24 protein-coding genes and 1 pseudogene are annotated in these 23153 nt (G+C 70.8%); 11 read left to right on the top strand and 14 right to left on the bottom strand.

All coding sequences use genetic code 11. The features are described from left to right. Nucleotides 1-97: 97 nt before the first annotated feature. On the bottom strand, nucleotides 98-928 hold the full coding sequence (locus tag PD653B2_RS02315) for a fibronectin type III domain-containing protein (RefSeq protein WP_242665105.1): 831 nt from the start codon (nucleotides 926-928) through the stop codon (nucleotides 98-100). A 168-nt stretch (nucleotides 929-1096) separates the two neighbouring features. After that, nucleotides 1097-1291: pseudogene (locus PD653B2_RS26000) on the bottom strand (hypothetical protein); the annotation flags it as partial. A gap of 309 nt (nucleotides 1292-1600) precedes the next feature. On the opposite strand from PD653B2_RS26000, the gene PD653B2_RS02310 reads away from it, so the two are divergent. The 5 genes from PD653B2_RS02310 to PD653B2_RS02290 all read left to right on the top strand — a co-directional run bounded on the left by PD653B2_RS02310 (nucleotide 1601) and on the right by PD653B2_RS02290 (nucleotide 6606). After that, nucleotides 1601-2839, top strand: coding sequence for an HNH endonuclease signature motif containing protein (locus PD653B2_RS02310; RefSeq protein WP_133058894.1), 1239 nt, complete (start codon nucleotides 1601-1603; stop codon nucleotides 2837-2839). Between the two features lie 136 nt (nucleotides 2840-2975). Then, nucleotides 2976-4142, top strand: a complete 1167-nt coding sequence (hsaA, locus tag PD653B2_RS02305; RefSeq protein ID WP_085870706.1) for a 3-hydroxy-9,10-secoandrosta-1,3,5(10)-triene-9,17-dione monooxygenase oxygenase subunit — start codon at nucleotides 2976-2978, stop codon at nucleotides 4140-4142. Nucleotides 4143-4146: 4 nt separating this feature from the next. Next, entirely contained in the window at nucleotides 4147-5037 is an 891-nt protein-coding gene (hsaD, locus tag PD653B2_RS02300) for a 4,5:9,10-diseco-3-hydroxy-5,9,17-trioxoandrosta-1(10),2-diene-4-oate hydrolase (protein ID WP_085870705.1), read from the top strand. Then, on the top strand, nucleotides 5034-5930 hold the full coding sequence (gene hsaC, locus PD653B2_RS02295) for an iron-dependent extradiol dioxygenase HsaC (RefSeq protein WP_278247419.1): 897 nt from the start codon (nucleotides 5034-5036) through the stop codon (nucleotides 5928-5930). The genes hsaD and hsaC overlap by 4 nt, the downstream gene beginning before the upstream one ends. Nucleotides 5931-5961: 31 nt before the next feature. Then, complete coding sequence (locus PD653B2_RS02290; RefSeq protein ID WP_242665104.1) at nucleotides 5962-6606, top strand: flavin reductase family protein; 645 nt, start codon at nucleotides 5962-5964, stop codon at nucleotides 6604-6606. Between the two features lie 7 nt (nucleotides 6607-6613). Here PD653B2_RS02290 and PD653B2_RS24705 read toward each other — a convergent pair whose 3' ends face one another. From PD653B2_RS24705 to PD653B2_RS02265, 6 genes are all read right to left on the bottom strand, one after another. Continuing rightward, the gene (locus PD653B2_RS24705) at nucleotides 6614-6763 is read right to left on the bottom strand and encodes a hypothetical protein (RefSeq protein WP_165763301.1); all 150 of its coding nucleotides are present in this window, start codon (nucleotides 6761-6763) and stop codon (nucleotides 6614-6616) included. Nucleotides 6764-6892: 129 nt separating this feature from the next. After that, nucleotides 6893-7285, bottom strand: coding sequence for a cupin domain-containing protein (locus tag PD653B2_RS02285; RefSeq protein WP_085870704.1), 393 nt, complete (start codon nucleotides 7283-7285; stop codon nucleotides 6893-6895). A gap of 4 nt (nucleotides 7286-7289) precedes the next feature. Then, a complete protein-coding gene (locus PD653B2_RS02280) occupies nucleotides 7290-8243 on the bottom strand; it encodes an acyl-CoA dehydrogenase family protein (RefSeq protein ID WP_085870703.1) in 954 nt (317 codons plus the stop codon). Further along, the gene (locus PD653B2_RS02275; RefSeq protein ID WP_085870702.1) at nucleotides 8243-9109 is read right to left on the bottom strand and encodes an acyl-CoA dehydrogenase family protein; all 867 of its coding nucleotides are present in this window, start codon (nucleotides 9107-9109) and stop codon (nucleotides 8243-8245) included. The genes PD653B2_RS02280 and PD653B2_RS02275 overlap by 1 nt, the downstream gene beginning before the upstream one ends. Next, a complete protein-coding gene (locus tag PD653B2_RS02270) occupies nucleotides 9106-10257 on the bottom strand; it encodes an acyl-CoA dehydrogenase family protein (RefSeq protein WP_085870701.1) in 1152 nt (383 codons plus the stop codon). The genes PD653B2_RS02275 and PD653B2_RS02270 overlap by 4 nt, the downstream gene beginning before the upstream one ends. Further along, nucleotides 10257-11726, bottom strand: a complete 1470-nt coding sequence (locus tag PD653B2_RS02265; protein ID WP_085870700.1) for a FadD3 family acyl-CoA ligase — start codon at nucleotides 11724-11726, stop codon at nucleotides 10257-10259. The genes PD653B2_RS02270 and PD653B2_RS02265 overlap by 1 nt, the downstream gene beginning before the upstream one ends. A gap of 21 nt (nucleotides 11727-11747) precedes the next feature. Between PD653B2_RS02265 and PD653B2_RS02260 the strand changes: the two genes are divergently transcribed. From PD653B2_RS02260 to PD653B2_RS02240, 5 genes are all read left to right on the top strand, one after another. Beyond that, nucleotides 11748-12932: an acyl-CoA dehydrogenase family protein gene (locus tag PD653B2_RS02260; RefSeq protein WP_085870699.1), complete on the top strand. Its 1185-nt coding sequence runs from the start codon at nucleotides 11748-11750 to the stop codon at nucleotides 12930-12932. After that, nucleotides 12929-13732: an SDR family oxidoreductase gene (locus PD653B2_RS02255; protein WP_085870698.1), complete on the top strand. Its 804-nt coding sequence runs from the start codon at nucleotides 12929-12931 to the stop codon at nucleotides 13730-13732. Before PD653B2_RS02260 ends, PD653B2_RS02255 begins: the two co-directional genes overlap by 4 nt. After that, nucleotides 13725-14327 (top strand): TetR/AcrR family transcriptional regulator, encoded by a 603-nt coding sequence (locus PD653B2_RS02250; RefSeq protein WP_085870697.1) that lies wholly within the window; start codon nucleotides 13725-13727, stop codon nucleotides 14325-14327. The genes PD653B2_RS02255 and PD653B2_RS02250 overlap by 8 nt, the downstream gene beginning before the upstream one ends. Further along, nucleotides 14320-15483: an acetyl-CoA C-acetyltransferase gene (locus tag PD653B2_RS02245; RefSeq protein ID WP_085870696.1), complete on the top strand. Its 1164-nt coding sequence runs from the start codon at nucleotides 14320-14322 to the stop codon at nucleotides 15481-15483. Before PD653B2_RS02250 ends, PD653B2_RS02245 begins: the two co-directional genes overlap by 8 nt. A gap of 232 nt (nucleotides 15484-15715) precedes the next feature. Beyond that, nucleotides 15716-18019 carry a M4 family metallopeptidase gene (locus tag PD653B2_RS02240; RefSeq protein WP_242665103.1) on the top strand — a complete coding sequence of 768 codons (2304 nt, stop codon included), beginning with the start codon at nucleotides 15716-15718 and terminating at the stop codon, nucleotides 18017-18019. Nucleotides 18020-18088: 69 nt separating this feature from the next. On the opposite strand, the gene PD653B2_RS02235 is transcribed toward PD653B2_RS02240, so the two are convergent. Together PD653B2_RS02235 and PD653B2_RS02230 are read right to left on the bottom strand one after the other, a co-directional pair. Continuing rightward, nucleotides 18089-18457 carry a hypothetical protein gene (locus PD653B2_RS02235; RefSeq protein ID WP_242665102.1) on the bottom strand — a complete coding sequence of 123 codons (369 nt, stop codon included), beginning with the start codon at nucleotides 18455-18457 and terminating at the stop codon, nucleotides 18089-18091. Further along, nucleotides 18454-18918 carry a hypothetical protein gene (locus tag PD653B2_RS02230; RefSeq protein WP_085870694.1) on the bottom strand — a complete coding sequence of 155 codons (465 nt, stop codon included), beginning with the start codon at nucleotides 18916-18918 and terminating at the stop codon, nucleotides 18454-18456. The genes PD653B2_RS02235 and PD653B2_RS02230 overlap by 4 nt, the downstream gene beginning before the upstream one ends. A 97-nt stretch (nucleotides 18919-19015) precedes the next feature. Between PD653B2_RS02230 and PD653B2_RS02225 the strand changes: the two genes are divergently transcribed. Further along, nucleotides 19016-19672, top strand: coding sequence for a hypothetical protein (locus tag PD653B2_RS02225; protein ID WP_133058893.1), 657 nt, complete (start codon nucleotides 19016-19018; stop codon nucleotides 19670-19672). A gap of 2 nt (nucleotides 19673-19674) precedes the next feature. Here PD653B2_RS02225 and PD653B2_RS02220 read toward each other — a convergent pair whose 3' ends face one another. Genes PD653B2_RS02220 through PD653B2_RS02205 form a run of 4 tightly spaced genes read right to left on the bottom strand, consistent with a single transcriptional unit; the run spans nucleotide 19675 to nucleotide 23145 of the window. Further along, nucleotides 19675-20742, bottom strand: coding sequence for an NAD(P)H-dependent flavin oxidoreductase (locus tag PD653B2_RS02220; RefSeq protein ID WP_085870692.1), 1068 nt, complete (start codon nucleotides 20740-20742; stop codon nucleotides 19675-19677). Then, nucleotides 20739-21500 carry a CoA-transferase subunit beta gene (locus PD653B2_RS02215; protein WP_085870691.1) on the bottom strand — a complete coding sequence of 254 codons (762 nt, stop codon included), beginning with the start codon at nucleotides 21498-21500 and terminating at the stop codon, nucleotides 20739-20741. Before PD653B2_RS02215 ends, PD653B2_RS02220 begins: the two co-directional genes overlap by 4 nt. Continuing rightward, nucleotides 21497-22378 (bottom strand): CoA transferase subunit A, encoded by an 882-nt coding sequence (locus PD653B2_RS02210; protein ID WP_242665101.1) that lies wholly within the window; start codon nucleotides 22376-22378, stop codon nucleotides 21497-21499. Before PD653B2_RS02210 ends, PD653B2_RS02215 begins: the two co-directional genes overlap by 4 nt. Next, entirely contained in the window at nucleotides 22375-23145 is a 771-nt protein-coding gene (locus tag PD653B2_RS02205; protein WP_085870690.1) for an enoyl-CoA hydratase family protein, read from the bottom strand. The genes PD653B2_RS02210 and PD653B2_RS02205 overlap by 4 nt, the downstream gene beginning before the upstream one ends. Nucleotides 23146-23153 lie beyond the last annotated feature (8 nt).

The following is a 23153-nucleotide window of genomic DNA, read 5'->3' as shown; positions in this document are numbered from 1 at the left end:
ACGTTGATCACCGATGTGTTCGGGCCGTGCTGGCGGCCGACCTCGTCCGGGGACACCTCTGGAACCCTGGGCCCACGACCTCGTCGAGACCCCGTCTTCAGCCTCGTGGCGGCCGATCGATCATCGAGCTTGGTGTGCGGGCTGGCGCGGTCGGCGTCGCCGCCACCTCGTCCGCCATGTCCGAGACGTTGCCGTTGGTGTCCACGCTGGTGATCGTGAACCAGTAGGTCACATCGTTCTGGAGCAGGGTGATCTCGACATTGTCCGACTCGGTGACGGAGACGAGCGACCACGTCGTGTCGGCGGTGCGCATCCACACCTCGTGGCGAGCAAAGTCCGCGGGGACGACCCGGGACCAGCTGAGCTGGACTGTCCCGTCTCCAGGAACTGCGACGAGGTCGTACGGCGCCGGGGGAGGAGTCACGTCGGTGGCAGTGAGCGTCTCGGCCTCGGACAGATTGGGTGCTGCTCCCCGATACCGGCGCGCCACGGCCCGGTAGGTGTCCTCGCCCAGATCGGGCGTGATGGTGAAGGTGGCCCGGCCGTGGCGGTCGAACTGGCTCATCCGCACCGTCCGCCACATGCCTGCGGACCTCATCTGCAAGACGACGGGCCGGCCGGCTCGAATGGGGTTTGCGTAGACGACGGCGCGTGCCTGGTCGCCTTCGTCGACAGTGCTGTCGTCGAAGCGCAGCACGACCCGCTGTCGCTGGAGGTCGAGGCCGCGAGCCTGGCTCGTGGCGGCGGAGTATTTCGTGCCGCCTTTCGTGACAGCTTCCACCACGGCGCGGTAGGTCGCGTCGGCCTTGGGTGCTGTGAAGGCTCCGGAGGTGGTGCCGTCTCGACCGGTGACTCCCGAGCCCAGAAGTCTCCAGTGCCCGTTGATCCTGCGCTGGACCTCGACTTTCCGGCTGATCGCGGGCCGCACCGAGACCTCGATCCGGAATGACTCCCCGGTGATCCGCTTGCCCGGGTGCACGGCGAGACGGACCGTGGAGTGCACGGCGGTGACAGCGGGCTGCGGGTCCGGTCCGTTGCCGCCGCCTGGTGGTGTGGTGCCGTAGTAGTACGGGCCTGGGTTCGACTCACAGGCGATCCCATCGCCGTCGCTGTCCAGGCCGTGGGGATCGGACCGCGGTCCACCCTGGCTCAGGAAGAAGATCTGCGCCGCGCGCTGGCTGGCGAAGTCTCCGCAGTCTCGGTCCGCGACAGCGGTCGCGGGAGCCGCGACCAGCAAGCCGAGGACGCCGAGGGACGCGGCGAGAAGACCGATAGCAGGTCGACGAGGCACAGGTTCCTCCGAGGACGGCGTGGCACGTGGCTGGCTGCGAGGCTACGCGTGCGACGTCACGGCCGTCAGGTGATCGGCGCGATCGGCGCGCGGGCCAGTGGATCGTTGGATCCGACTTCAGCGGCCGGTGGAACTCGCCCTCGCCTGCGGATCAGCCCTTGACATCGGCATCGAACATGTGATCGAATAATGACAGATGCAGTAGTCCTCCGGTCCGACCGGAGCTCGTCGTGCGACGCGCTGGCATCGACGTTCCTGTGAAGTCCCGGGTGTGTCAGTCCCCGGGCGGCCGTCGATCCCGAGGTGCGCGTGTCCCAGTCCCCGTCTGAGGTCCAGCCCCATCCCGTGCTCGCCGCGATGTCCGCGGTCGGTGCGGCGCTGTCCGGCGTGGCTGAGGTCGACCCGATGTACATGAGCCCCGATCAGAAGGCGGCGGCGCTCCTGGGGCTCAGCACCCTCGTGGATCGGGTGGAGGAGCTGCGGATGCGGGTGCTGGCCGGTGCCGAGGACGTCGCCGCCCAGCAGGGCACGCGCGATGCCGCGGCCTGGTTGGCTCAGCGCGGCCGGCGAGACCCGGGCGAGTGCCGCAGGCAGCTCCGCCTGGCCCGCGCCTTGGCCGAGCGGTCGGCCACGGCCGCGGCATTGCGTGAGGGTGGGGTGAGCCTCGCCCAGGCCGAGGTGGTCGTGCGGGCCCTGGACGCGCTGCCGGACGAGGTCGATGCCGGCGTGTGCTCTGCTGCCGAGGAGCGGCTCCTGGAGGAGGCCGGCCGGTTCGGGCCACGGGCGCTGCGGGTGATGGGGCGCCGGATCGTCGATGTCGTCGCGCCCGAGGTGAGCGAGGGCCTCGAGGCACGCCTGCTGGAGCAGGAAGAGGCCCGCGCCGCGCGGCGCACCTCGCTGACGACGCGCCGCAACGGCGACGGCACCACCGACCTCCACGTCCGCGTGGCCGACCTGGTCGCTGACCGGCTCCTGACCTACCTCGACGCCTTCACCGCACCACGACGCAGCCCTGCCGGGTCGGCCGACGACCGGCGCCCGCACGACCGGCGGCTCGGCGAGGCGTTCGCCGCGTTCCTCGAGGCGGTCGATCCCACCCGGCTGCCGCTGCACGGTGGCGACGCCACCACGGTGCTGGTGACCGTCGACCTCGACGTGCTCCGCGGAGGCCTCGGGACCGGGCTCGTCGGCGACGCACCTGTCTCGGCCGGCCAGGTGCGGCGGCTTGCCTGCACGGCCGGGATCGTGCCCGTCGTCCTCGGCGGCGCGGCCCAGGTCCTCGATCTCGGGCGCCGTCGCCGGCTGTTCTCACCCTCCCAGCGCAAGGCCCTCGCGGTCCGACAACCCACCTGCCGCGCCGAGGGCTGCGACATCCCCGCTGCCTGGTGCGAGGCCCACCACGCCGGCGACCCCTGGTCCCACGGCGGCCGCACCGACCTCACCGACGGCGCGCTCCTCTGCTCCTTCCACCACCACCGCGCCCACGACCCGCACTACCGCACCGCCCGGCTCGCCGACGGGGGAGTCCGCTTCCACCGGCGGACGTAGGCCGCCGCGGTCGTCGTTCTCGACGCTCCTCCTCGCGGCGTCGTACTCGCGGTGCCGCCTGACACGCGGTCCTGCCTGGCTCAAAACGAGAACGTGTTCTAGTATCGGGACTGTCCCATCACGACAGGAGAAGTCGATGTCCCAGGCTGTTCTCGACGGCGTCCGCGACCTGCTCCCCGGCATCCGGGAGCGGGCCGACGAGGCCGAGCGACTTCGCGTCGTCCCCGAGGCGTCGATCAAGGAGCTCGAGGAGGTCGGATTCTTCCGGCTGCTCCAGCCGAGGCGCTTCGACGGGTTCGAGTCGGACCCCGTCGACTTCTACACCGCGGTGCGTGACATCGCCGGGGCCTGCGGCTCGACCGGCTGGGTCTCCAGCGTGGTCGGCGTGCACCCGTGGCAGGTCGCGCTGTTCCCCGACGAGGCGCAGCAGGCCGTCTGGGGCACCGACACGACCACGCGGCTGAGCTCGTCGTACGCGCCGACCGGCAAGGCCCAGCTGACCGACGGCGGCTACAAGCTGTCGGGCAAGTGGAGCTTCTCGTCCGGCTGCGACCACTGCACCTGGGCGCTCCTCGGCGGCCTGGTCTTCAACGACGAAGGCAACGTCGTCGACTTCAAGACGTTCATGCTCCCGCGCGAGAACTACACGATCAACGACGTCTGGCACATGGTCGGGCTCTCGGGCACCGGCTCCAACGACATCGTGGTCGAGGACGTCTTCGTGCCCGACGCGTTCACGCTGTCGATGGGCGACACCGGCCGCTGCTTCGGGCCGGGGCAGGAGCAGAACCCCTCCGACCTCTACAAGCTGCCGTTCCACTCGATCTTCACCGGCACCATCACGACGCCGATCATCGGCATGGCGATGGGCGCCTACGACGAGCACGTCGAGATGCAGCAGAAGCGCACCCGGGCGGCCTACCTCGGCGAGAAGGCGTCCCTGGACCCGTTCTCCGCAGTCCGGATCGCCAAGGCGTCGTCGGAGATCGACGCCGCCTGGGCGCTGCTGGTCAACAACATCCGCGAGGAGCAGGACTACGTCGCCAAGGGGGAGAAGATCCCGCTCAAGACCCGCCTGAAGGTGCGCCGCGACCAGGTGCTCGGCTCGCAGCGGGCGATCGACGCGATCGACTCGCTCTTCGAGGCCTCCGGCGGTCGGGCGCTCGCCCAGGGCACCTACCTCCAGCGCGCCTGGCGCGACGCGCACGCCGGCCGGGTGCACGCCGCCAACGACCCGGAGCGGGCCCTGCAGATGTACGGCGCGCACGAGTTCGGCCACAAGGTCGACCCGGGGATGTACTGATCGCATGAGCTTCGACAAGGAGTCCGTGCGCAGGTCCGCGAAGGCCGGCGACCTCACGCTGAACTACTACGAGGCCGGCCCCGACGCCCCCACGGGTGTCGGCGGCGACCTGCCGCTGGTGATGCTGCACGGCGGCGGCCCAGGCGCCTCGGCATGGTCGAACTTCGGTACGGCGCTGCCGACCTTCGCCCGGACGTTCCGCACCCTGCTCGTCGACCAGCCCGGCTTCGGTGCGTCCGACAAGCCGCCGGTCGTCGGCAACTACTACCGCCACTCGGCCGACTACGTCGTCAAGCTCCTCGACGAGCTCGACATCGAGCGGATCCACCTGCTCGGCAACAGCCTCGGCGGTGGCACGGCGATGCGGCTCGCCCTGACCCACCCCGACCGCGTCGGCCGGCTGATCCTGATGGGGCCGGGCGGGCTGTCGCTGAACCTCTTCCACGCCGACCCGACCGAGGGCGTGCAGCGGCTGATGGACTTCGGGGCCGACCCGACGCCCGAGCGGCTGCGTGCCTTCATCTCGACCATGGTCGTCAACCAGCAGCTGGTCACCGACGAACTGGTCGCGGAGCGGTTCGCCGACGCGACCGCGCCCGGCGCCCAGGAGGCGATGCGCTCCATGGGGATGTCCTTCTGGAACCCCGAGACCGCCGAGGACGGCATGCTCTGGCGCGAGGCCCACCGGCTGCGCAAGCACACGCTGCTCACCTGGGGCCGCGAGGACCGGGTCAACCCGCTCGACGGCGCGATGGTGGCCCTCAAGCTGATCCCGAAGGCGTCGCTGCATGTCTTCCCGAACTGCGGGCACTGGGCCCAGATCGAGGCGGCCGTGGAGTTCGCCGAGATCTCCACCGCGTTCCTGGCCCGCCACGTCGAGAGGTCGAAGCCGTGATCGACATCAAGTCCATGGGCTACGTCCGCGTGGCGAGCACCGACCTGGACCAGTGGAAGACGTTCGCCGGCAAGGTGCTGGGCCTGGCCGAGGGCCGCGGCCCGAACCCCGAGAACCAGTACTGGCGCATCGACCAGGTCTCCGCCCGTCTCGTGGTCTTCCCCTCCGACGTCGACCAGCTCTCGGCGGTCGGCTGGGAGCTCGCCGACCACCGGGCCCTCCAGGAGGCGCGTGAGCACCTCCAGAAGGCCGGCGTGGTCTTCGAGGAGGGCACCGCGGAGGAGCTCGCCGAGCGTCGCGTGCAGGAGCTGGTCCGGTTCAGCGACCCCTGGGACAACGTGTTCGAGCTGTTCCACGGCATCACCTACGAGTCGCGGCCGGTCGTCACGCCGTACGCCGCCACGTTCGTCACCGGCGACCAGGGCATGGGCCACATCGTGCTGCCGGTCCTCGACGACGTCGAGGCGCTGCGCTTCTACACCGACGTGCTCGGCTTCCGGCTGCGCGACTCGATGAGCATGCCGGGGGAGTTCGTCGGCAAGGAGCCGGGCTCCAAGGTCTGGCTGCGCTTCCTCGGCGTCAACCCGCGGCACCACTCGCTCGCGTTCCTGCCGATGCCCAACCCGTCCAAGTGCGTCCACATCATGCTCGAGGTGGACGAGCTCGACCACGTCGGCCGGGCGTTGGAGCGGGTGCGCAAGCACCGGGCGCCGCTGTCGGCGACGCTGGGCCGGCACATGAACGACGAGATGATCTCGTTCTACGTGAAGTCGCCCGGCGGCTTCGACATCGAGTTCGGCACCGACGGGCTGACCGTCGACGACGGCCGGTGGGTCGCGCGCGAGTCGACCGCGGTGTCGTACTGGGGCCACGACTTCGGCGCCGGCCGGTAGTGGCTGGGGCGGCAGTGGAAGACTGCACGGCATGAGCGCGGAGGCCGGCAGTGACATCCCGGAGGGCATGAGCCCCGACGCGCGGGAGACCTGGCCGAGCCCCGAGCTGATCAACTCCTGGCTCGGTGACCAGGACATCGACTTCGAGTTCCGGCCCGGCGAGGACGTCGCCGTCCACGACGACCCGGAGCACGTCGCCGCCGCGCGCAGGTTCCGCGACGTGCTGGGCCGCTTCGCGTCCGGCGTGACCGTGGTGACCACCACGAGCAACGACGAGCCGGTGGGCATGACGTGTCAGTCGTTCTCGAGCGTCTCGCTCGACCCGCCGCTGGTGCTCTTCATCCCGGCCAAGAGCTCCCGCTCGTGGCCGCTGATCCAGCGGTCCGGCAAGTTCTGCGTCAACTTCCTCGCGGCCGACCAGGCCGAGCTGTCCAACACGATGGCCAGCCGGGGGGTCGACAAGTTCGGTGACGTGAAGTGGACCCCGTCGCGGGCCACGGGCTCACCGATCCTCGAGGGGTCGCTCGCGCACGTCGACTGCACGATCCACCAGGTCCACGAGGCCGGCGACCACTACGTCGTGATCGGGCGGGTCGTCGACCTCGGCATCGACGAGGGCGACGTCGACCCGCTGCTGTTCTTCCAGGGGAAGTACTGCACCACCGCCCCCCGCTGAGCCGGGGTTAGCTGGCAGGCAGGCGGTCGATGTCGTCCTTCGCGAAGCCGGTCCAGGTGGTGCGGCGGGGGTTCGCGACGGTGCGCGGCAGGCGGACCTCGAAGTCGTCGGCGACCGGGGCGTCCAGGTCGGTGATGCTCACGGCGTAGGTGGTCATGGCTTCACGGTAGGAGTGACGGGTGTGACGGGCGAGGTTTCGGCCGAACCTCGTCACCGCGGTCCAGAGCGTTCGGTAACGGCTCGTCCACGAGATGTCCACAGCCCTTCCCTGGACGGGTGTGGTCCGCTACGAGCGGGTCGCGGGAGGGTCGACGTTGACGGTGGGGATGCCGCCACCGACCCGCGCGATCACCGCCAGCGACGGCTCACCTGTCGGGTTGCTCTCGCGGTGCACGGTGTACGACGGCACGTGCACGAAGTCGCCCGCGACCGCGTCCAGGTAGCCCTCGCACCCCTCGAACTCGAAGCGCAGCACGCCCCGGACGACGTAGAGGCTCGACTCGTTGCGGTCGTGGTGGTGCCAGCCGGACACGACGCCCGGCGCGGTCTCCACCTGGCCGGCCCACAGCAGCGGCAGCTCGAAGGCTCGCTCGCGGTCCATCCCCGGCGACGGATCGGCGGGGACCAGGTCCGACGGGCCGAAGACCCGGAGCGGGCGGGGGAGCTCGTTGCTGGCCATGGAGTCAGAGTGCCACGAGTGCGCGGTGCTCGTGGGGGGCGCCGTACAGGTGGCGCAGGGCGTGGGCGCGCTTGAAGACCAGCTGGGCGTCGTGCTCCCAGGTGATCGCGATGCCGCCGTGCAGCTGCACGGTCTCTCCGGCGATGTGGGCGAGCGCCTCGGAGCAGTACGACTTCGCGACATGGGCGAGCTGCGCGGCGTTGTCGGCTCGCGTGGAGACGGCGTACGACGCCGCCCAGGACGCCGAGCGGGCCATCTCGAGCTCGACCAGCATGTCGGCCATCCGGTGCTTGAGCGCCTGGAACGACCCGATCGGGCGGCCGAACTGCACGCGCTCCTTCGTGTAGGACACGGTCATGTCCAGGGCCCGGTGGGCGCAGCCGACGGCCAGCGCGGCCGTGCCGACCGCGCCGACCAGGCGGGCCCGCGCGAGGGCGGCGGGACCGTCGCCGATCGCGGTCCTGGTGCCGCCCGCGACGGTCGCGAGCCGGATCGTCTGGTCCATCGTCGGGGTCCACGTCGTCTCCGCGTCCGTCACCTCGACGAGGCCGTCGGCCGAGGCGGCCACGACGATCGCAGCCAGGTCACCGTCGAGCACCGGAGCGTCGCCGTCGACGAACGCCGCGACCGCACCCCTGGCGATGCGGGGGAGCAGTCGCTTCTTCGCCTCCTCGTCGGCGCCGGCGAGCAGGGCCTCGGACGTGACCAGCGACGAGAGCAGGGGACAGGGCGCCAGCGACCGGCCGACCTCCTCGAGCGCGATGATCGACTCGAAGAGCGAGAACCCGGCGCCGTCGTAGTCCTCGGGGATCCCGAGCGCCGCGACGCCGATCTGCTCGCAGAGTGTCTGCCACAGGGACTCGTCGTACGTCTCGACGCGGGGGTCGGCACGCTTTGCCAGCAGGGAGCGGACCGTGGCGGCCAGCTCCTGCTGCTCCTCGGAGAGCGCGAACTCCATCAGAGCAGTCCCTCCAGCACCCGCGAGCGGTGGTGCGCCGGAGTGCCCCAGGCGGTGACGAGGGCACGGACCTTGGTGATCCACAGGCTCAGGTCGAGCTCCTGCGTGTAGCCGATCGCGCCGTGCACCTGGAGGCCGGTGCGGGAGGCGAGGTACGCCGCGTCCGCGCAGGCGACCTTGGCGGCCGACGGGCCGACCTCGCCGAGCGCGGCGCCGAACACCAGCGGCCGCGCGAAGTCGAGTGCGATGCGCACATCGGCCAGCGCGTGCTTGATCGCCTGGTAGGAGCCGATCTCGCGGCCGAACTGCTTGCGCTGCTTCGCGTAGGTCACCGAGTCGGCGAGGATCCGCTCGCCGGCGCCGAGCAGCTGCGCGGACGTCGCGAGCACGGCCAGGTCGAAGGCCGCCGGGTCGGTCTCACCCTCGCCGATGACCGCGAAGAGGCGCCGGGTCCGGTCGACCGAGTGCCGGAGCTCACCGACCGCGGTCACGGGCGTGCTGCCGACGTAGACCTGGTCGGCGACGTCGGCGTCGAGCGCGTACGGCACGTGCGGCGGCAGCGCCAGGGTGGCGACGCCGTCGACCTCGTGGCCGAGGGCGACCGGCAGGTAGGCCGCGGACTCGACCCACGGGCCGGGCACCGCGTGCTTGCCGAGCGCCTCGAAGGCGATGGCGACCTCGACCGGCGAGGCCTCGGTCGCGAGCGACGTGACGCCCAGCTCGGCCAGCCGGGTCCAGAGCTCGAGCCCGGGCGCGCTGTCGCCGTCGGCCCAGGCGCGGGCGACCGCGACGGTGTCGGAGGAGGACAGCAGCGAGTCGAGCGCGGCCGCGAAGTCGCGCTGGTCGCCGTCGAGGACGAACTTCATCGGCGCGGCTCCTTCGGCAGCCCGAGGATCCGCTCGGCGACGATGTTGCGCTGGATCTCGTTGGTGCCTGCGTAGATCGGGCCGGAGAGCGCGAAGGTGTAGCCGTCGAGCCAGCGCGACCCGACCTCCGCCTCGGGGCCGAGCAGGTCGAGCGCGGTCTCGTGCAGGGCGACGTCGAGCTCGGACCAGAAGACCTTGTTGACCGAGCCGGCAGCACCCACTCCGTCACCAGTGGGCGCACCGTCGCGGAGCCGGGTGACGGTGCCCCACGTGTACAGGCGGTAGGACTGCGCCTTGATCCACGCGTCGACCACGCCGTCGGCGTACGCCGCGTCCGGGGCGGAGCGGTAGAGGTCGACCAGCCGGTCGGCGGCGGCGCAGAAGCGGCCGGGGGAGCGCAGCGACAGGCCGCGCTCGTTGCCGGCGGTGGACATCGCGACCCGCCAGCCGTCACCCGGCGCGCCGAGGACGTCGGCGTCCGGCACGAACACGTCCTCGAAGAAGATCTCGGCGAACCCCGCCTCGCCGTCCAGCTGCGCGATCGGGCGCACGGTCACGCCGTCGGCGTCGAGCGGGAACAGGAAGTACGTGAGGCCGTGGTGGCGCTGGGCGTCGGGGTCGGAGCGGAAGAGCCCGAAGCCCCAGTGCGCGAACGACGCCCGCGACGACCAGGTCTTCTGGCCGTTGAGCACCCAGCCGCCGCGCTCCTCGTCGCGGTGCGCGGTGGAGCGCAGCGACGCCAGGTCGGAGCCCGCCTCGGGCTCGGACCAGCACTGCGCCCAGATCCGCTCGCCGGTGGCCATCGTCGGCAGGAACCGGTCCTGCTGCTCCTGGGTCCCGTGGTCGAAGATGATCGGCGCGAGCAGGAAGATGCCGTTCTGGGAGACCCGCCCCGGTGCGCCGGCGCGGTAGTACTCCTCCTCGAAGACGACCCACTCGACGAGCGACGCCTCGCGGCCGTGGTACCTCTGCGGCCAGCTCACCACCGACCAGCGCGCGTCGGAGAGCCGCCGCTCCCACTCCTGGTGGGCGGCGAAGCCGTCTGCGGTGTCCATCGAGGGCAGCGGGGCGGAGGGCACGTTGGCCTCGAGCCAGGCGCGCACCTCGTCGCGGAACGCGAGCTCGGACTCGCTCAGGGTCAGGTCCATCAGGAGTCCCTCAACCGGTTCTTCAGCACCTTGCCGGACAGGTTGCGCGGGAGGCCGTCGACGACCTCGACGTACCGCGGCACCTTGAAGTTCGCGAGCCGCTCCTTGGCGAAGGCGATCACGTCGTCGGGGGCGACACTTTGCCGACTACTGGCGACGACGTACGCCTTGCCGACCTCGCCCATCCGCTCGTCCGGGACGCCGACGACCGCGACGTCGGCGACGCCGTCCATCCGGGCCAGGGTCTGCTCGACCTCGGCGGGATACACGTTGAACCCGCCCGAGATGTACATGTCCTTGAGCCGGTCGGTGATCGCGAGGTTGCCGTCGGCGTCGAGCGTGCCGACGTCGCCGGTGTGCAGCCAGCCGTCGGCGTCGATCGCCTCGGCGGTGGCCGCGGCGTCGTCGAGGTAGCCGAGCATGACGTACTCGCCGCGCACGAGCAGCTCACCGCTCTCGCCGATCCGGGTCTCCATCCCCGGGATCGCCCGACCACAGGTGGTCGCGACGGTCTCGGCGGAGTCCCCGTCGCGGCACATCGTGACCACCACCGCCTCCGTCATCCCGAAGGCGGTCACGACCTGGTCGATGCCCAGCTCATCTCGCATCCGCTCGATCAGCACGACGGGCACCACGGCGGCGCCGGTCACCGCGAGGCGCAGCGACGAGAGGTCTCGGTCGGCGCGGCCGGGCGCGTTGAGCAGGGAGGTGAAGATCGTGGGAGCCCCGGGCAGCACGGTGATCTGCTCGGCCTCGATCAGCCGCATGGTCTCGTCGAGGTCGAAGGTCGCGACCGGGTAGAGCGTGGCCCCGGTCAGCAGGCCGACGACGATGCCGACCTTGTAGCCGAAGGAGTGGAAGAACGGGTTGACCACCAGGTAGCGGTCGTCCTCCCGGACGCCGCCCAGCTCGGCCCAGGCCCGCGCCACGCCGATCGTCTGCCGGTGCGCGCTCATCGCACCCTTCGAGCGCCCGGTCGTGCCGGACGTGAACAGGATGTCGGCGACGTCGTCGGGGCCGGGGTTCCCGTGCCGCATGGGCGTCGTCGCCCTCGCCATGAGGTCGGCCATCGTCACGATGAGCGTCGGATCAACGCCGGCGTTGCTCAACTCCTGCACCTGGTCCCGGCCGAGGAAGCCGTCGTGCACCACGACCATCTTCGCGTCGGTGCGCTCGACGACATCGGCGACCTCGGCCCCGACGTAGCGCGAGTTGACCGGCACCAGCACCGCTCCCGCGTAGGAGACGGCCAGCGCGGCGACGGCCCAGTCGATGCTGTTCGGGCCCCAGATGACGACGCGGTCGCCGCAGCAGGCGCCGTTGACGACGTAGCGCTCGCTGGTCTTCTCGACGAGCTCCAGCAACTCGGCGTACGACACGGTGCGACCACCCTCGACGTAGGCCGGGTGGTCGCCGAAACGCTCCGCGGCGTCGCGGAGGAGACCGGGCAGCGTGTCCGTACCAAGCATTTGCTTGGTAGGCTACCACCTGTGGACCTGACCTACTCCGACGAGGACCAGGCCTTCCGTGCCGAGGTGCGGGGCTGGCTCGAGGAGCACCTGAGCGGCGAGTGGGCCGAGCTGCGCGGTCTCGGCGGCGCCGGGCGCGACCACGAGGCCCACGACGAGCGGGTGGCCTGGAACAGGCTGATGGCCGAGCACGGGTGGACCTGCGTCGGCTGGCCGAAGGAGTACGGCGGCCGCGGGCTGAGCCTCTTCCAGCAGGTGATCTTCCACGAGGAGTACGCCCGGGCGAACGCGCCGGTGCGGGTCAACCACCTCGGTGAGGAGCTGCTCGGCCCGACCCTGATGGCCTTCGGCACCGATGAGCAGAAGCAGCGCTTCCTGCCCAGGATCGTGGCGGTCGAGGAGCTGTGGGCGCAGGGCTACTCCGAGCCCGGTGCCGGCTCCGACCTCGCCAACGTGCAGACCAAGGCCCGCCTCGACGGCCCGCCCGACGACCGGTCCTGGGTGATCGACGGCCAGAAGGTGTGGACGTCCAACGCGCACTTCAGCCAGTGGGCCTTCGTCCTCTGCCGCTCCGAGCCCGGCTCGGAGCGCCACCGCGGTCTGTCCTTCCTGCTGGTGCCGCTCGACCAGGACGGCGTCGAGGTCCGGCCGATCGAGCAGCTGACCGGCGGGTCGGAGTTCAACGAGGTCTTCTTCGCCGGCGCGCGCACCGACGCCGACCTGGTGGTCGGCGAGCCCGGCCAGGGCTGGGCGGTGGCGATGGCGCTGCTCGGCTTCGAGCGCGGCGTCTCCGTGCTCGGCCAGGTCGTCGGCTTCGCCCGTGAGCTCGACGGGGTCGTCGCACTGGCCACGGAGAACGGCGCGATCGACGACGCCGTGCTCCGCGACCGGCTGGCCGGTCTCAAGGTCGAGCTCGAGGTGATGCGCTTCCAGGCGCTGCGCGGCCTCTCGACCGACGAGGCGGGAGCGGCCTCGATCTTCAAGCTGGTCTGGGCGAACTGGCACCGCCGCCTCGGCGAGGTCGCCATGGACGTCGCCGGGCCCGCCGGGCTGACCGCCCGCCCCGGCTCGGCGTACGACCTCGACCCGTGGCAACGGCTCTTCCTCTTCTCGCGCGCCGACACGATCTACGGCGGCAGCGACGAGGTGCAGCGCACCATCCTCGCCGAGCGGGTGCTCGGCCTACCCCGAGAGGCACGCGGATGACCGCCACGAGACCCGAGCAACCGGTCCCCGACTACGTCGCGGGCCACGACCTGCTCGCCGGCAAGGTCGTCGTCGTGACGGCCGCGGCCGGTGCGGGCATCGGTGCGGCCGTCGTGCGCCGGGCGCTCGAGGAGGGCGCGAAGGCGGTCGTCTTCAGTGACACCCACGCCCGCCGGCTGGCCGAGGCCGAGGAGGCGCTGGCCGCCGAGCACGGCGCCGAACGCGTGCGCCAGCTCGTCTGTGACGTCACCGACGAGTCGCAGGTGGCCGCGCTGCTCGACGCAGCGGAGGAGCTCGGCGGTGTCGACATCATGATCAACAACGCCGGCCTGGGTGGCACGGCGAGCATCCTGGAGATGACCGACGAGCAGTGGCTCACGGTCCTCGACATCACCCTGACCGGCACCTTCCGCTGTGTCCGCGCCGCCGGCCGGCGCATGGTCGCGGCCGGCAAGAAGGGCGTCATCGTCAACAACGCCTCGGTCATCGGCTGGCGCGCGCAGGAGGGCCAGGCCCACTACGCCGCGGCCAAGGCCGGCGTGATGGCGCTGACCCGCTGCTCCGCCCTCGACCTGGCGCCGCACGGCATCCGGGTCAACGCGGTCTCGCCGAGCCTGGCGATGCACCCCTTCCTCGCGAAGGTCACCTCCGACGAGCTGCTCCACGAGCTCAAGCAGCGCGAGGCCTTCGGCCGCGCGGCCGAGCCGTGGGAGGTCGCCAACGTGATGGTCTTCCTGGCGAGCGACTACGCGTCCTACCTGACCGGCGAGGTCGTGTCGGTGAGCAGTCAGCATGCCTGAGGGGACGCAAGCCTCCGCGACGCGCCGGGAGGAGCTGCTCGGGATCGCGGCCGGGCTGTTCGCCGAGAAGGGCTTCAAGAACACCACCGTCCGCGACATCGCGGACGCCTCGGGGATCTTGTCGGGCAGCCTCTACCACCACTTCGACTCCAAGGAGTCGATGGTCGACGAGATCCTGAAGACCTTCCAGGAGGAGCTCTTCGGGCAGTACGACGAGATCCTGGCGGCCGCCGACCTCGACCCGCTGGCCAAGCTCGAGCGGGCCGTGGTGGTGTCGTTCGAGGCGATCGACAAGCACCGCGACGAGGTCGCGATCTTCCAGAACGAGGCGGCGTACCTGCTGACGTTCGACCGGTTCGCCTACCTCGGCGAGCGCAACCGGCAGTCCCGCCAGGTCTGGCTGACCCTGCTCCAGAACGGCATCGACGCCGGCGTCCTGCGCGACGACCTCGACCTCGAGCTCACCTACCGCTTCATCCGCGACACCGTCTGGGTGGCCGTGTCGTGGTACCGCCCGGGCGGCCGGCGCTCCCACACCGAGATCGCGAAGCAGTACCTCTCCATCCTGCTGGAAGGGATTCATCATCATGAGTGAGGCCTTCATCGTCGATGCCGTCCGCACGCCGGTCGGCAAGCGCGGGGGAGCGCTCGCGGGGGTGCACTCGGCCGACCTGGCCGCGCACAGCATCTCGGCGCTGATGCGGCGTACCGGGGTCGACCCGGGAGCGGTCGACGACGTGATCCTCGGCTGCTGCGACACGATCGGCTCGCAGGCGGGCGACGTCGCCCGCACGGCCTGGCTGGTGGCCGGGCTGCCCGACCACGTGCCGGGGGTGACGATCGACCGTCAGTGCGGGTCGTCCCAGCAGGCGGTGCACTTCGCCGCCCAGGGCGTGCTCTCCGGCACCCAGGACCTCGTGGTCGCCGGCGGCGTGCAGAACATGAGCGCGATCCCGATCTCGGCGGCGATGCTGGTCGGCCGGCAGTACGGCTTCACCACGCCGTTCGCGGAGTCGCCCGGCTGGGCCGCGCGGTACGGCGACCAGGAGGTCAGCCAGTTCCGCTCGGCCGAGATGATCGCGGAGAAGTGGGGCATCAGCCGCGAGGAGATGGAGTCGTTCGCGCTCGCCTCGCACCAGCGGGCCCGGGCCGCGATCGCCGAGGGGCGCTTCAAGGGCGAGATCGAGCCGCTGACCCTGGCCGACGGATCGAGCTTCGACACCGACCAGTGCCCCCGCGAGACCTCGCTGGAGAAAATGGCCGCCCTCGAGCCGCTCGCTCCCGGTGGCCGGATCACCGCAGCGGTCGCCTCCCAGATCTGTGACGCGTCGTCGGCGGTGCTGGTCGCCTCCGAGCGGGCCGTGCAGGACCACGGCCTCACGCCGCGGGCGCGGATCCACCACCTGTCGGTCCGCGGTGACGACCCGGTCTGGATGCTGACCGGCCCGATCCGGGCCACGAAGCACGCGCTCGACAAGACCGGCCTTGCGATCGAGGACATCGACCTCTTCGAGTGCAACGAGGCGTTCGCGTCCGTCGTGCTCGCCTGGATGAGTGAGACCGGCGCCCCGCACGACAAGGTCAACGTCAACGGCGGGGGCATCGCCCTCGGACACCCGATCGGCGCGACCGGCACCCGCCTGATGGCCACGCTGCTCAACGAGCTCGAGCGCACCGGAGGCAGGTACGGCCTCCAGACCATGTGCGAGGGCGGCGGCCAGGCCAACGTCACGATCATCGAGCGCCTGTAGGCGTCCCCGCGAGCGCAACACCTGCGGTTACCGCCGACACCTGACGGAAACTCTTCACATTTGCAGGTTGTCGCACTGCACATTTGCGCATCTCTGCCTCATTGACGCGACCTTCTCCCGCGGGCGACAGTTCGCGAGGTTCTTGTCTCGGGCGGCACACCACTGCGGTTACGCGACTCTGGGCCACCTCATCGGGGGGCTCAACCACGAGCCCGCAACTCAAGGAGTGTCAGTGAAACGACTCGTCGCGGGGGGCTTCACAGCAGCCCTCGTCTCGGCGTTGGCGGTCGTGTCGGTGCCGAACGGCGCCGACGCAGCCACGCACAATGCACCGGCAGTGAAGTCCGTCAACACCCACGGCCACGGGGCCAAGGCGCAGGCGCGGGACACGGCGAGCAAGCTCGTCGCGACCCCACCTCGCTCGCTCCAGGCCAGCAGCCACGACTCCTTCCAGGCCCAGCGGGTGGTCTCGTCGGGCGGTCTGCAGTACGTGCCCTACGAGCGCACCTACCGCGGCCTGCCGGTCGTCGGCGGCGACTTCGTCGTCGTCACCGACTCCCGGGGTGCGTTGCTGACCACGACGGTCGCCCAGAGCAGCCCGGTGAGCCTGACCTCCGTCAAGCCCGCCGTCGCCGAGCAGGCGGCGCGCACGACCGCACTGCGCCAGGTTCGAGCCGGCCGGTACGACGGCGCCACCCGCCTCGTCGTCCTCCAGGAGCAGGGCTCGCGCCTCGCGTGGCAGACCACCGTGGTCGGCACGCGGGCCGGCGAGGCCTCCCGGCTGACCGTCCTGGTCGACGCCGTCAAGGGCGGCGTCATCTCCACCCAGGAGCACGTCGTGGAGGGCACCGGCAACTCCGCCTGGGCCGGGACGGTCTCCATCCCGACCACGCTCTCGGGCTCGACGTACTCGATGAAGAACTCGAACGCCACCACCCTCGTGTGCCAGAACGCCTCGGGCAACGCGACCTACACGGGCACCGACGACACGTGGGGCGACGGCAACGCGACCAACCGTGAGACCGGCTGCGTGGACGCGTTCTACGCCGCCGAGCAGGAGCGCCAGATGCTGTCGAGCTGGCTCGGCCGCAGCGGCATGGACGGCTCCGGCGGCTGGGTCCCGATCCGGGTCGGCCTCGCGGACGTCAACGCCTACTACGACGGCACCCAGGTCCAGATCGGCCACACGCAGACCGGCAGCAAGTGGATCGGCTCGATCGACGTGGTCGCCCACGAGTTCGGCCACGGCGTCGACGACCACACGCCGGGCGGCATCTCCGGCAACGGCACCCAGGAGTTCGTCGCCGACACGTTCGGCGCCGCGACCGAGTGGTACGCGAACAACTCGGTCGACACCCCGGACTACACCGTCGGCGAGCAGGTCAACCTGGTCGGCAGCGGTCCGATCCGCTACATGTACAACCCCTCGCTGGCCGGTGACGACAACTGCTACTCGTCCTCGACGCCGACCGACGAGGTGCACGCGGCCGCCGGCCCGGGCAACCACTGGTTCTACCTGCTCGCCGAGGGCACCAGCCCGACCGACGGCCAGCCGACCAGCCCGACCTGCAACAGCACCACGCTGTCGGGCGTGGGCATCCAGAAGGCCATCAAGATCATGTACAACGCGATGCTGATGAAGACGTCGACGTCGTCGTACCTGAAGTACCGCACCTGGACGCTCACCGCGGCCAAGAACCTCTACCCCGGCTCGTGCACGGAGTTCAACGCCGTCAAGGCCGCCTGGAACGCCGTCAGCGTCCCGGCGCAGACCGCCGACCCGACCTGCACCACGGGCGGCACCAACACCGTCACGGTCACCAACCCCGGCAGCCAGACCGGCACCGTCGGCACGGCCAAGAGCCTGCAGATCTCGGCCAGTGACTCGGCCTCGGGCCAGACCCTGACCTACTCGGCGACCGGCCTCCCGGCCGGCCTGTCGATCAACGCGTCGTCCGGCCTGATCTCGGGCACGCCGACCACGGCGGGCACCTACAGCTCCACGGTCACCGCCAAGGACACCACCAACGCCACCGGGTCGGCCACCTTCACGTGGACGATCTCCGGCACCGGCGGCGGGGGATCGTGCTCCGGCCAGAAGATCCTCAACCCGGGCTTCGAGTCCGGCGCGGCCTCCTGGACGGCGTCGAGCGGCGTCATCACCACCGACTCGGCCCAGCCCGCGCACGCCGGCAGCTACAAGGCCTGGCTCAACGGGTACGGCACCACGCACTCCGACTCGCTCAGCCAGTCCGTCGCCATCCCGGCGGGCTGCACCGCGACGCTGACGTTCTACCTCCACATCGACAGCGCGGAGACGACCACCAGCTCGGCCTACGACAAGCTCACCGTCAAGGCCGGGTCGACCACGCTGGCGACGTACTCCAACCTCAACAAGGCTTCCGGCTACGTCCTGAAGTCGTTCAACGTGTCGTCGCTGGCGGGCCAGACGGTCTCGATCAGCTTCGCCGGCACCGAGGACAGCTCGCTCCAGACGAGCTTCGTGATCGACGACACGGCGCTCACGTTGAGCTGACGTCGTCGCCTGGACCGGGAGGGCGGTCGGTGCCTCGGGGCGCCGGCCGCCTTCTCGCGCGTCCGGAGGTCAGCGGAAGGTGAGCCAGAGGCCGACGACGGTGGGCGTGACGCCGAGCAGCAACCAGGGCGTGAGCGGCTTCATCTGGTGGATGGCGCGGAAGACCGCGACCGCGATCACGCCGAACGCGCCGGCCAGGACGTTCAGGCCGACCTGGGCGCCGGTGCGGTCGGGGTCGACGTAGATCGCGGCGATCACCAGGCCGGCCGCCAGGTGCGCGATGGTGACGGCGGCCAGGATCGAGAGCACCCACTTCTGCACGGGTTCGAGGTGCATGGAGCCGGATGCGGCGGACTTGACCTCGCGTCGAGGGTTCGACGGGTCCATGAGGTGCCGCGGGCGCTTCTTCGGTCCTGGGTCAGTCGGCTGGTCGGTCACGTCTCCATTGTCGCTCGTGCGTCGCGACGTCCGACCACCAGGGAGCCGAGCAGCACGCCGTACGCGACCACGGCCGCGCCGCCCGCGACCAGCGCGATCGTGAAGCTCAGGTCGAAGAGGGAGTCGGAGTAGCCGAAGACCTGGGTGAGCAGCGACAGCTGGCTGTCCTCGGTGTCGCCGAAGTCGGGCATGAAGGCGCCGAACACGAACAGGGCGAGCCAGGTCGCGAGCTGCGCGGCCGCCTGGAAGCGGGTGAGCGACCTCGGCCGGCCGTGCTGGGTGTAGGCGAGCAGGGTCGTCACGAGGAACGCGACCAGCAGCACCGGGACGGCGGAGACGAGGAGGATCAGGATGAACCAGCCCCCGACGCCGAACACGATCCGCCCGATCCACACCCACACCACCAGGAGCAGGTTGATCGGGATCATCCACAGCAGCGTCTGGCGTCCCAGTGCGTTCACCGGCCGAACACTAGGCCACGTCGGAGCGGGCCACGGTCGGCGCGGGCACGGTCCGTTAGGCTGCGCGGGTCCGTCGGGTCGACCACCAGGGGTGCTGATGATCGGGCTGCCCGCCCACGGCTTCGTGCTGCTGTCGATGCCCAAATGCGCCTCGACGTCCCTGGTGCGCTCGCTCTCGGGCCACGCCGAGCTGGTGCTGCGGGTCAACCCGCGCCTCAAGCACATGAACTGCCGGTCCTTCCACAGCCTGATGGTCCCGGTCCTCCGCAACGGCGGCTACGAGCGCGACGACTACGAGCTGGTCTCGCTGTTCCGTGAGCCGGTCTCCTGGCTGGAGTCGTGGTGGCGCTACCGCCAGCGCCCGGCGCTCGCCCAGGAGGACCCGGCGAAGTTCACCGGCGAGCAGAGCTTCGAGGAGTTCGTCGGTCGCTATGTCGACAACGACCCGCGCCCCGGCACGCTCAAGGGTCGCCCGGCGAAGTTCGTCTCGCTCAGCGACCGGCTCGACATCGGCGTCGACCGGCTCTTCGCGCTCGAGCGGCCCGAGGTCTGGCAGCAGTGGATCGGGCTGAAGGTCGGCGGCGGGATCGACGTGCACACCGACAACCGTTCCAGCGTCCGGCCACCGCCGCAGCTCAGCTCGACCATGCGCGCGAGGCTGGACGAGTTCTACCGGCCCGAGCACGAGATCTACGAGCACCTGCGCGCCACCGGCGAGTGGGCGCCGCCGCGGGGACACGTCCCCGGGGCGTGACCTCAGACGACGTACGCCGAGGACCGCCTCAGCTCGTCGACTGCGCGGACCACGATCCGGTCGATCAGCTCCTCGCAGGTCGGCAGGTCGTCGATGACCCCGACGACCTGGCCGCTGGCGAGCACGCCCGCGCCGGTGTCGCCGTCGACGAGGCCGGACTTGAGCATCATCGGGGTGTTGGCGGCCAGCGCCATCTGGGCGAGCGTGCGGCCCTGGGCCTTGCGCATCTCGCGGCCGTCCTTGGCCAGCCCGACCCAGCTCATGCCGCTGATCCTCTTGAACTCGAGGGTGCGCCTCATCGTGGGGCCGAGCCGCCTGATCGCGCTGGTCTCCTCGAGCTCCTCGACGAGCTCGGTGCGCAGCATCCGGTGCGGCATCCCGTCGACCTTGGCGGTCACGACCGTGCCGGTCAGGTCGCGCTCGAGGTAGAGCTGCTTGACGGCGTCCGGCACGGCGCTGTCCCTGGTGAGCAGGAAGCGGGTGCCCATGCCGATGCCGGCGGCGCCGTACGACAGCGCGGCCGCGAGGCCGCGCCCGTCGAAGAAGCCTCCGGCCGCGATCACCGGGATGTCGACGGCGTCCAGCACCGTCGGGAGCAGCAGCGTCGTCGGCACCGGCCCGGTGTGGCCACCGCCCTCTCCGCCCTGGATCATCACGGCGTCGGCGCCCCACGACGCGACCTTGACCGCGTGCTTGGCGGCGCCGATCGACGGCATCACCACGATCCCGTGCTCCTTGAGCTTCGTGATCTGGTCCTGCTTCGGCGCGAGCGCGAAGGACGCGACCTTCACGCCGTGCTCGATCAGCAGGTCGCAGCGCGCGGGCGCGTCGGCCGCGTCGGCCCGCAGGTTGACGCCGAACGGCTGGTCGGTGCGGCTCTTGACCTCGACGATCGCCTTCTCGAGCTCCTCGAAGGTCATGGTCGCGCTGGCCAGGATGCCGAGGCCGCCGGCGTTCGCCGTCCCGCTCACCAGGCGCGGGCCGGACACCCAGCCCATGCCGGTCTGCACGACCGGGTGCCGGACGCCGGTGAGCTCCGTGAACGGGGTCTTCAGCAGCTGGTCGATCATGATGCGTCCGGCACCTCCTTGAAGCGCAGACCCTGCGGGTCCAGCACCTCGCGGATGACAACCAGCTCCTCGAGCGTCGGCGCGCGCGTGGTGGGCACGTCGGCGCCGACCTCCAGGTCGAAGCCGGTGGCCTCACGCACGTCGTCGACGGTCACCCCCGGGTGGACGCTCAGCAGGCGGAGCGTGTCGTCGGCGCCCTTGACGTCGAAGACGCCCAGGTTGCTGACGACACGGTGGATGTCGTTGAAGCGGGCCGCGGCCGGGCCGGCCTTCTTGGCGAGCTTCGGCCCGACGCCGGAGACGATGTCGACGCGTTCGACGAAGACCCGCGCGGAGTGCTTCGGCACCCAGTAGGACGTGCGGTTGTTGACCGTGTTGCCCGGGGCCCCGCGGGAGCCGAGCAGCTGTCGCTTCGGCTGCGCGAAGTCGCCGATGGCGGAGATGTTCTGGTTGCCGTGCCGGTCGACCTGGGTGGCGCCCATCATCACGTGCCGCTTGCCGTAGGCCACCACGTCGAAGACCTTGCGGAACGGGATCCAGCCCTCGACCACGTCGGCCTGGGCGAACAGCGGCGGCACCCCGGCGAGGAAGAGGGACTCACCGTCGGAGATCACCAGGTCCGGGTTGCTGGTCAGCTTCGCGAGCCGGACGCCGAGCATCGGCAGCAGGCCCATCGGGCTGGCGAAGACCTCGCCGTCGTCCGCGAACGCGTCCGCGATCGCCGCGGCGCAGACGTCGGCCCTGGTGGCGTCGCTCATGCCTGCTCCTCTCCGAACGCCGCGACCGCGGCCTGGTAGGCGGCCTCGTCGCCGGACAGGAAGCGTCCCTCGAACGCTGCCCAGTCCTCGTCGCTGCCACCCGCGGCGGCGGCGTACGCGCGCTGGAACTTCTCGTCGCGCTCGTAGTCGGGGGTGCAGGTGGTGAAGTGCGCGCCGTTCGGCGTCTCGACGACGCCGCTGACCATCATCCGGCTCAGCAGCAGGCGTTGGACCGGGGTGTCGACGGTGAGGCCGGCCGTGTCGACCACCTGCTCGACGCTGACGTAGCAGCGGTCGGCAGCCATCGCGAAGAGGTCGTCGAAGTAGGGGTCGGGGCCGAGGTAGGTCGCGTTGCCGTGCCGGTCGGCGCGGTTGAGGTGGACCAGGGCGACGTCGAGGTGCAGCGCGGGGACGGCGACGAGCTCCTCCCGGTCGTCGTACGGGCTGGTGACGGTCTCGATCCACGGGTTGTTGACCAGCACGTCGGAGCCCAGGCCGGCGCGCATGGGCAGGAACGGCAGCCGCTGCGCGGCGGCGCGCAGGCCGGTCTGGAACATGCCCTCGTCGAGCTCGACGACCTCGGGGATGGTGCCCTCCTGGCGGGCCTTCTGGAAGTTGGGCTCCAGCGGCACGGTGTCCAGCGAGACGAACGCGTAGACGAGCTTGCGCACCTTGCCGGCCCGGACCAGCAGGCCCACGTCGGCGCCGCCCCAGCTGACCAGGGTGAGGTCGGTGAGGTCGGAGCGCAGGATCGCGCGCACCAGGGCCATCGGCTTGCGCCGCGGGCCCCAGCCGCCGATGCCGATGGTCATGCCGTCCTCCAGCTCGCCGACGACCTCGTCGATCGTCATCTGCTTGTCGCGGGGTCCCTTGCTCACTTCCCCACCTTCGTCGTTGCTGCCTTGTCCGTTCCCGCGAACTCGTCGCGCAGCTCGTCGCTGACACCGGCGAGGTTGAGCTCCATCGTGAAGCCCTGCTCGAACCGGTAGCTCTTGTTGACGTCGACCGGGTCGATGCCGTTGAGGCACTCCTTGGCCGCCCGGATCACCCGGGTGTCGTGGGCGGCGATCTCGCCGGCGACCGTCAGCGCGGCGTCGTCGAGCCGGTCGCGGGGGACCACCTCGAGCACGCTGCCGAACTGCACGAGGTCGGCCGCCTTGATGGTGCGCGCGGTGAAGTAGAGGGTGCGCATCATGTGCTGCGGCACCAGCCGGGCCAGGTGGGTCGCCGCGCCGAGCGCACCCTGCTTGACCTCGGGGACGCCGAAGTAGGCGTCGTCGCTGGCCACGATGCAGTCCGCGTTGCCGACCAGGCCGACCCCGCCACCGAGGCAGAAGCCGTGGACCGCGGCGACCACCGGCACGGCGCACTCGTAGACGGCCTTGAACGCCGCGAAGCAGCCCTTGTTGGCGCCGATCAGGGCGTCGAACCCGGTGGTGCTCTGCATCTCCTTGATGTCGACGCCCGCGTTGAAGCCGCGGCCCTCGGCCCGGAGCACGACCACCTTGGTGTCGACGTCGGACGCGGCCTCGTCCATCGCGGCGGCCACGTCGTACCAGCCCTGGACGGTCAGGGCGTTGACGGGCGGGGCGTTCATCGTCACGACCCGGATCCCGTCCGGGCGGAGTTCGGATGTGATCGGCACGTGGTCTC

This window comes from Nocardioides sp. PD653-B2 (assembly GCF_002117935.1).
In the GTDB taxonomy this organism is placed as follows: Bacteria; Actinomycetota; Actinomycetes; order Propionibacteriales; family Nocardioidaceae; genus Nocardioides.
This window is presented reverse-complemented; position numbering and strand designations above follow the sequence as displayed.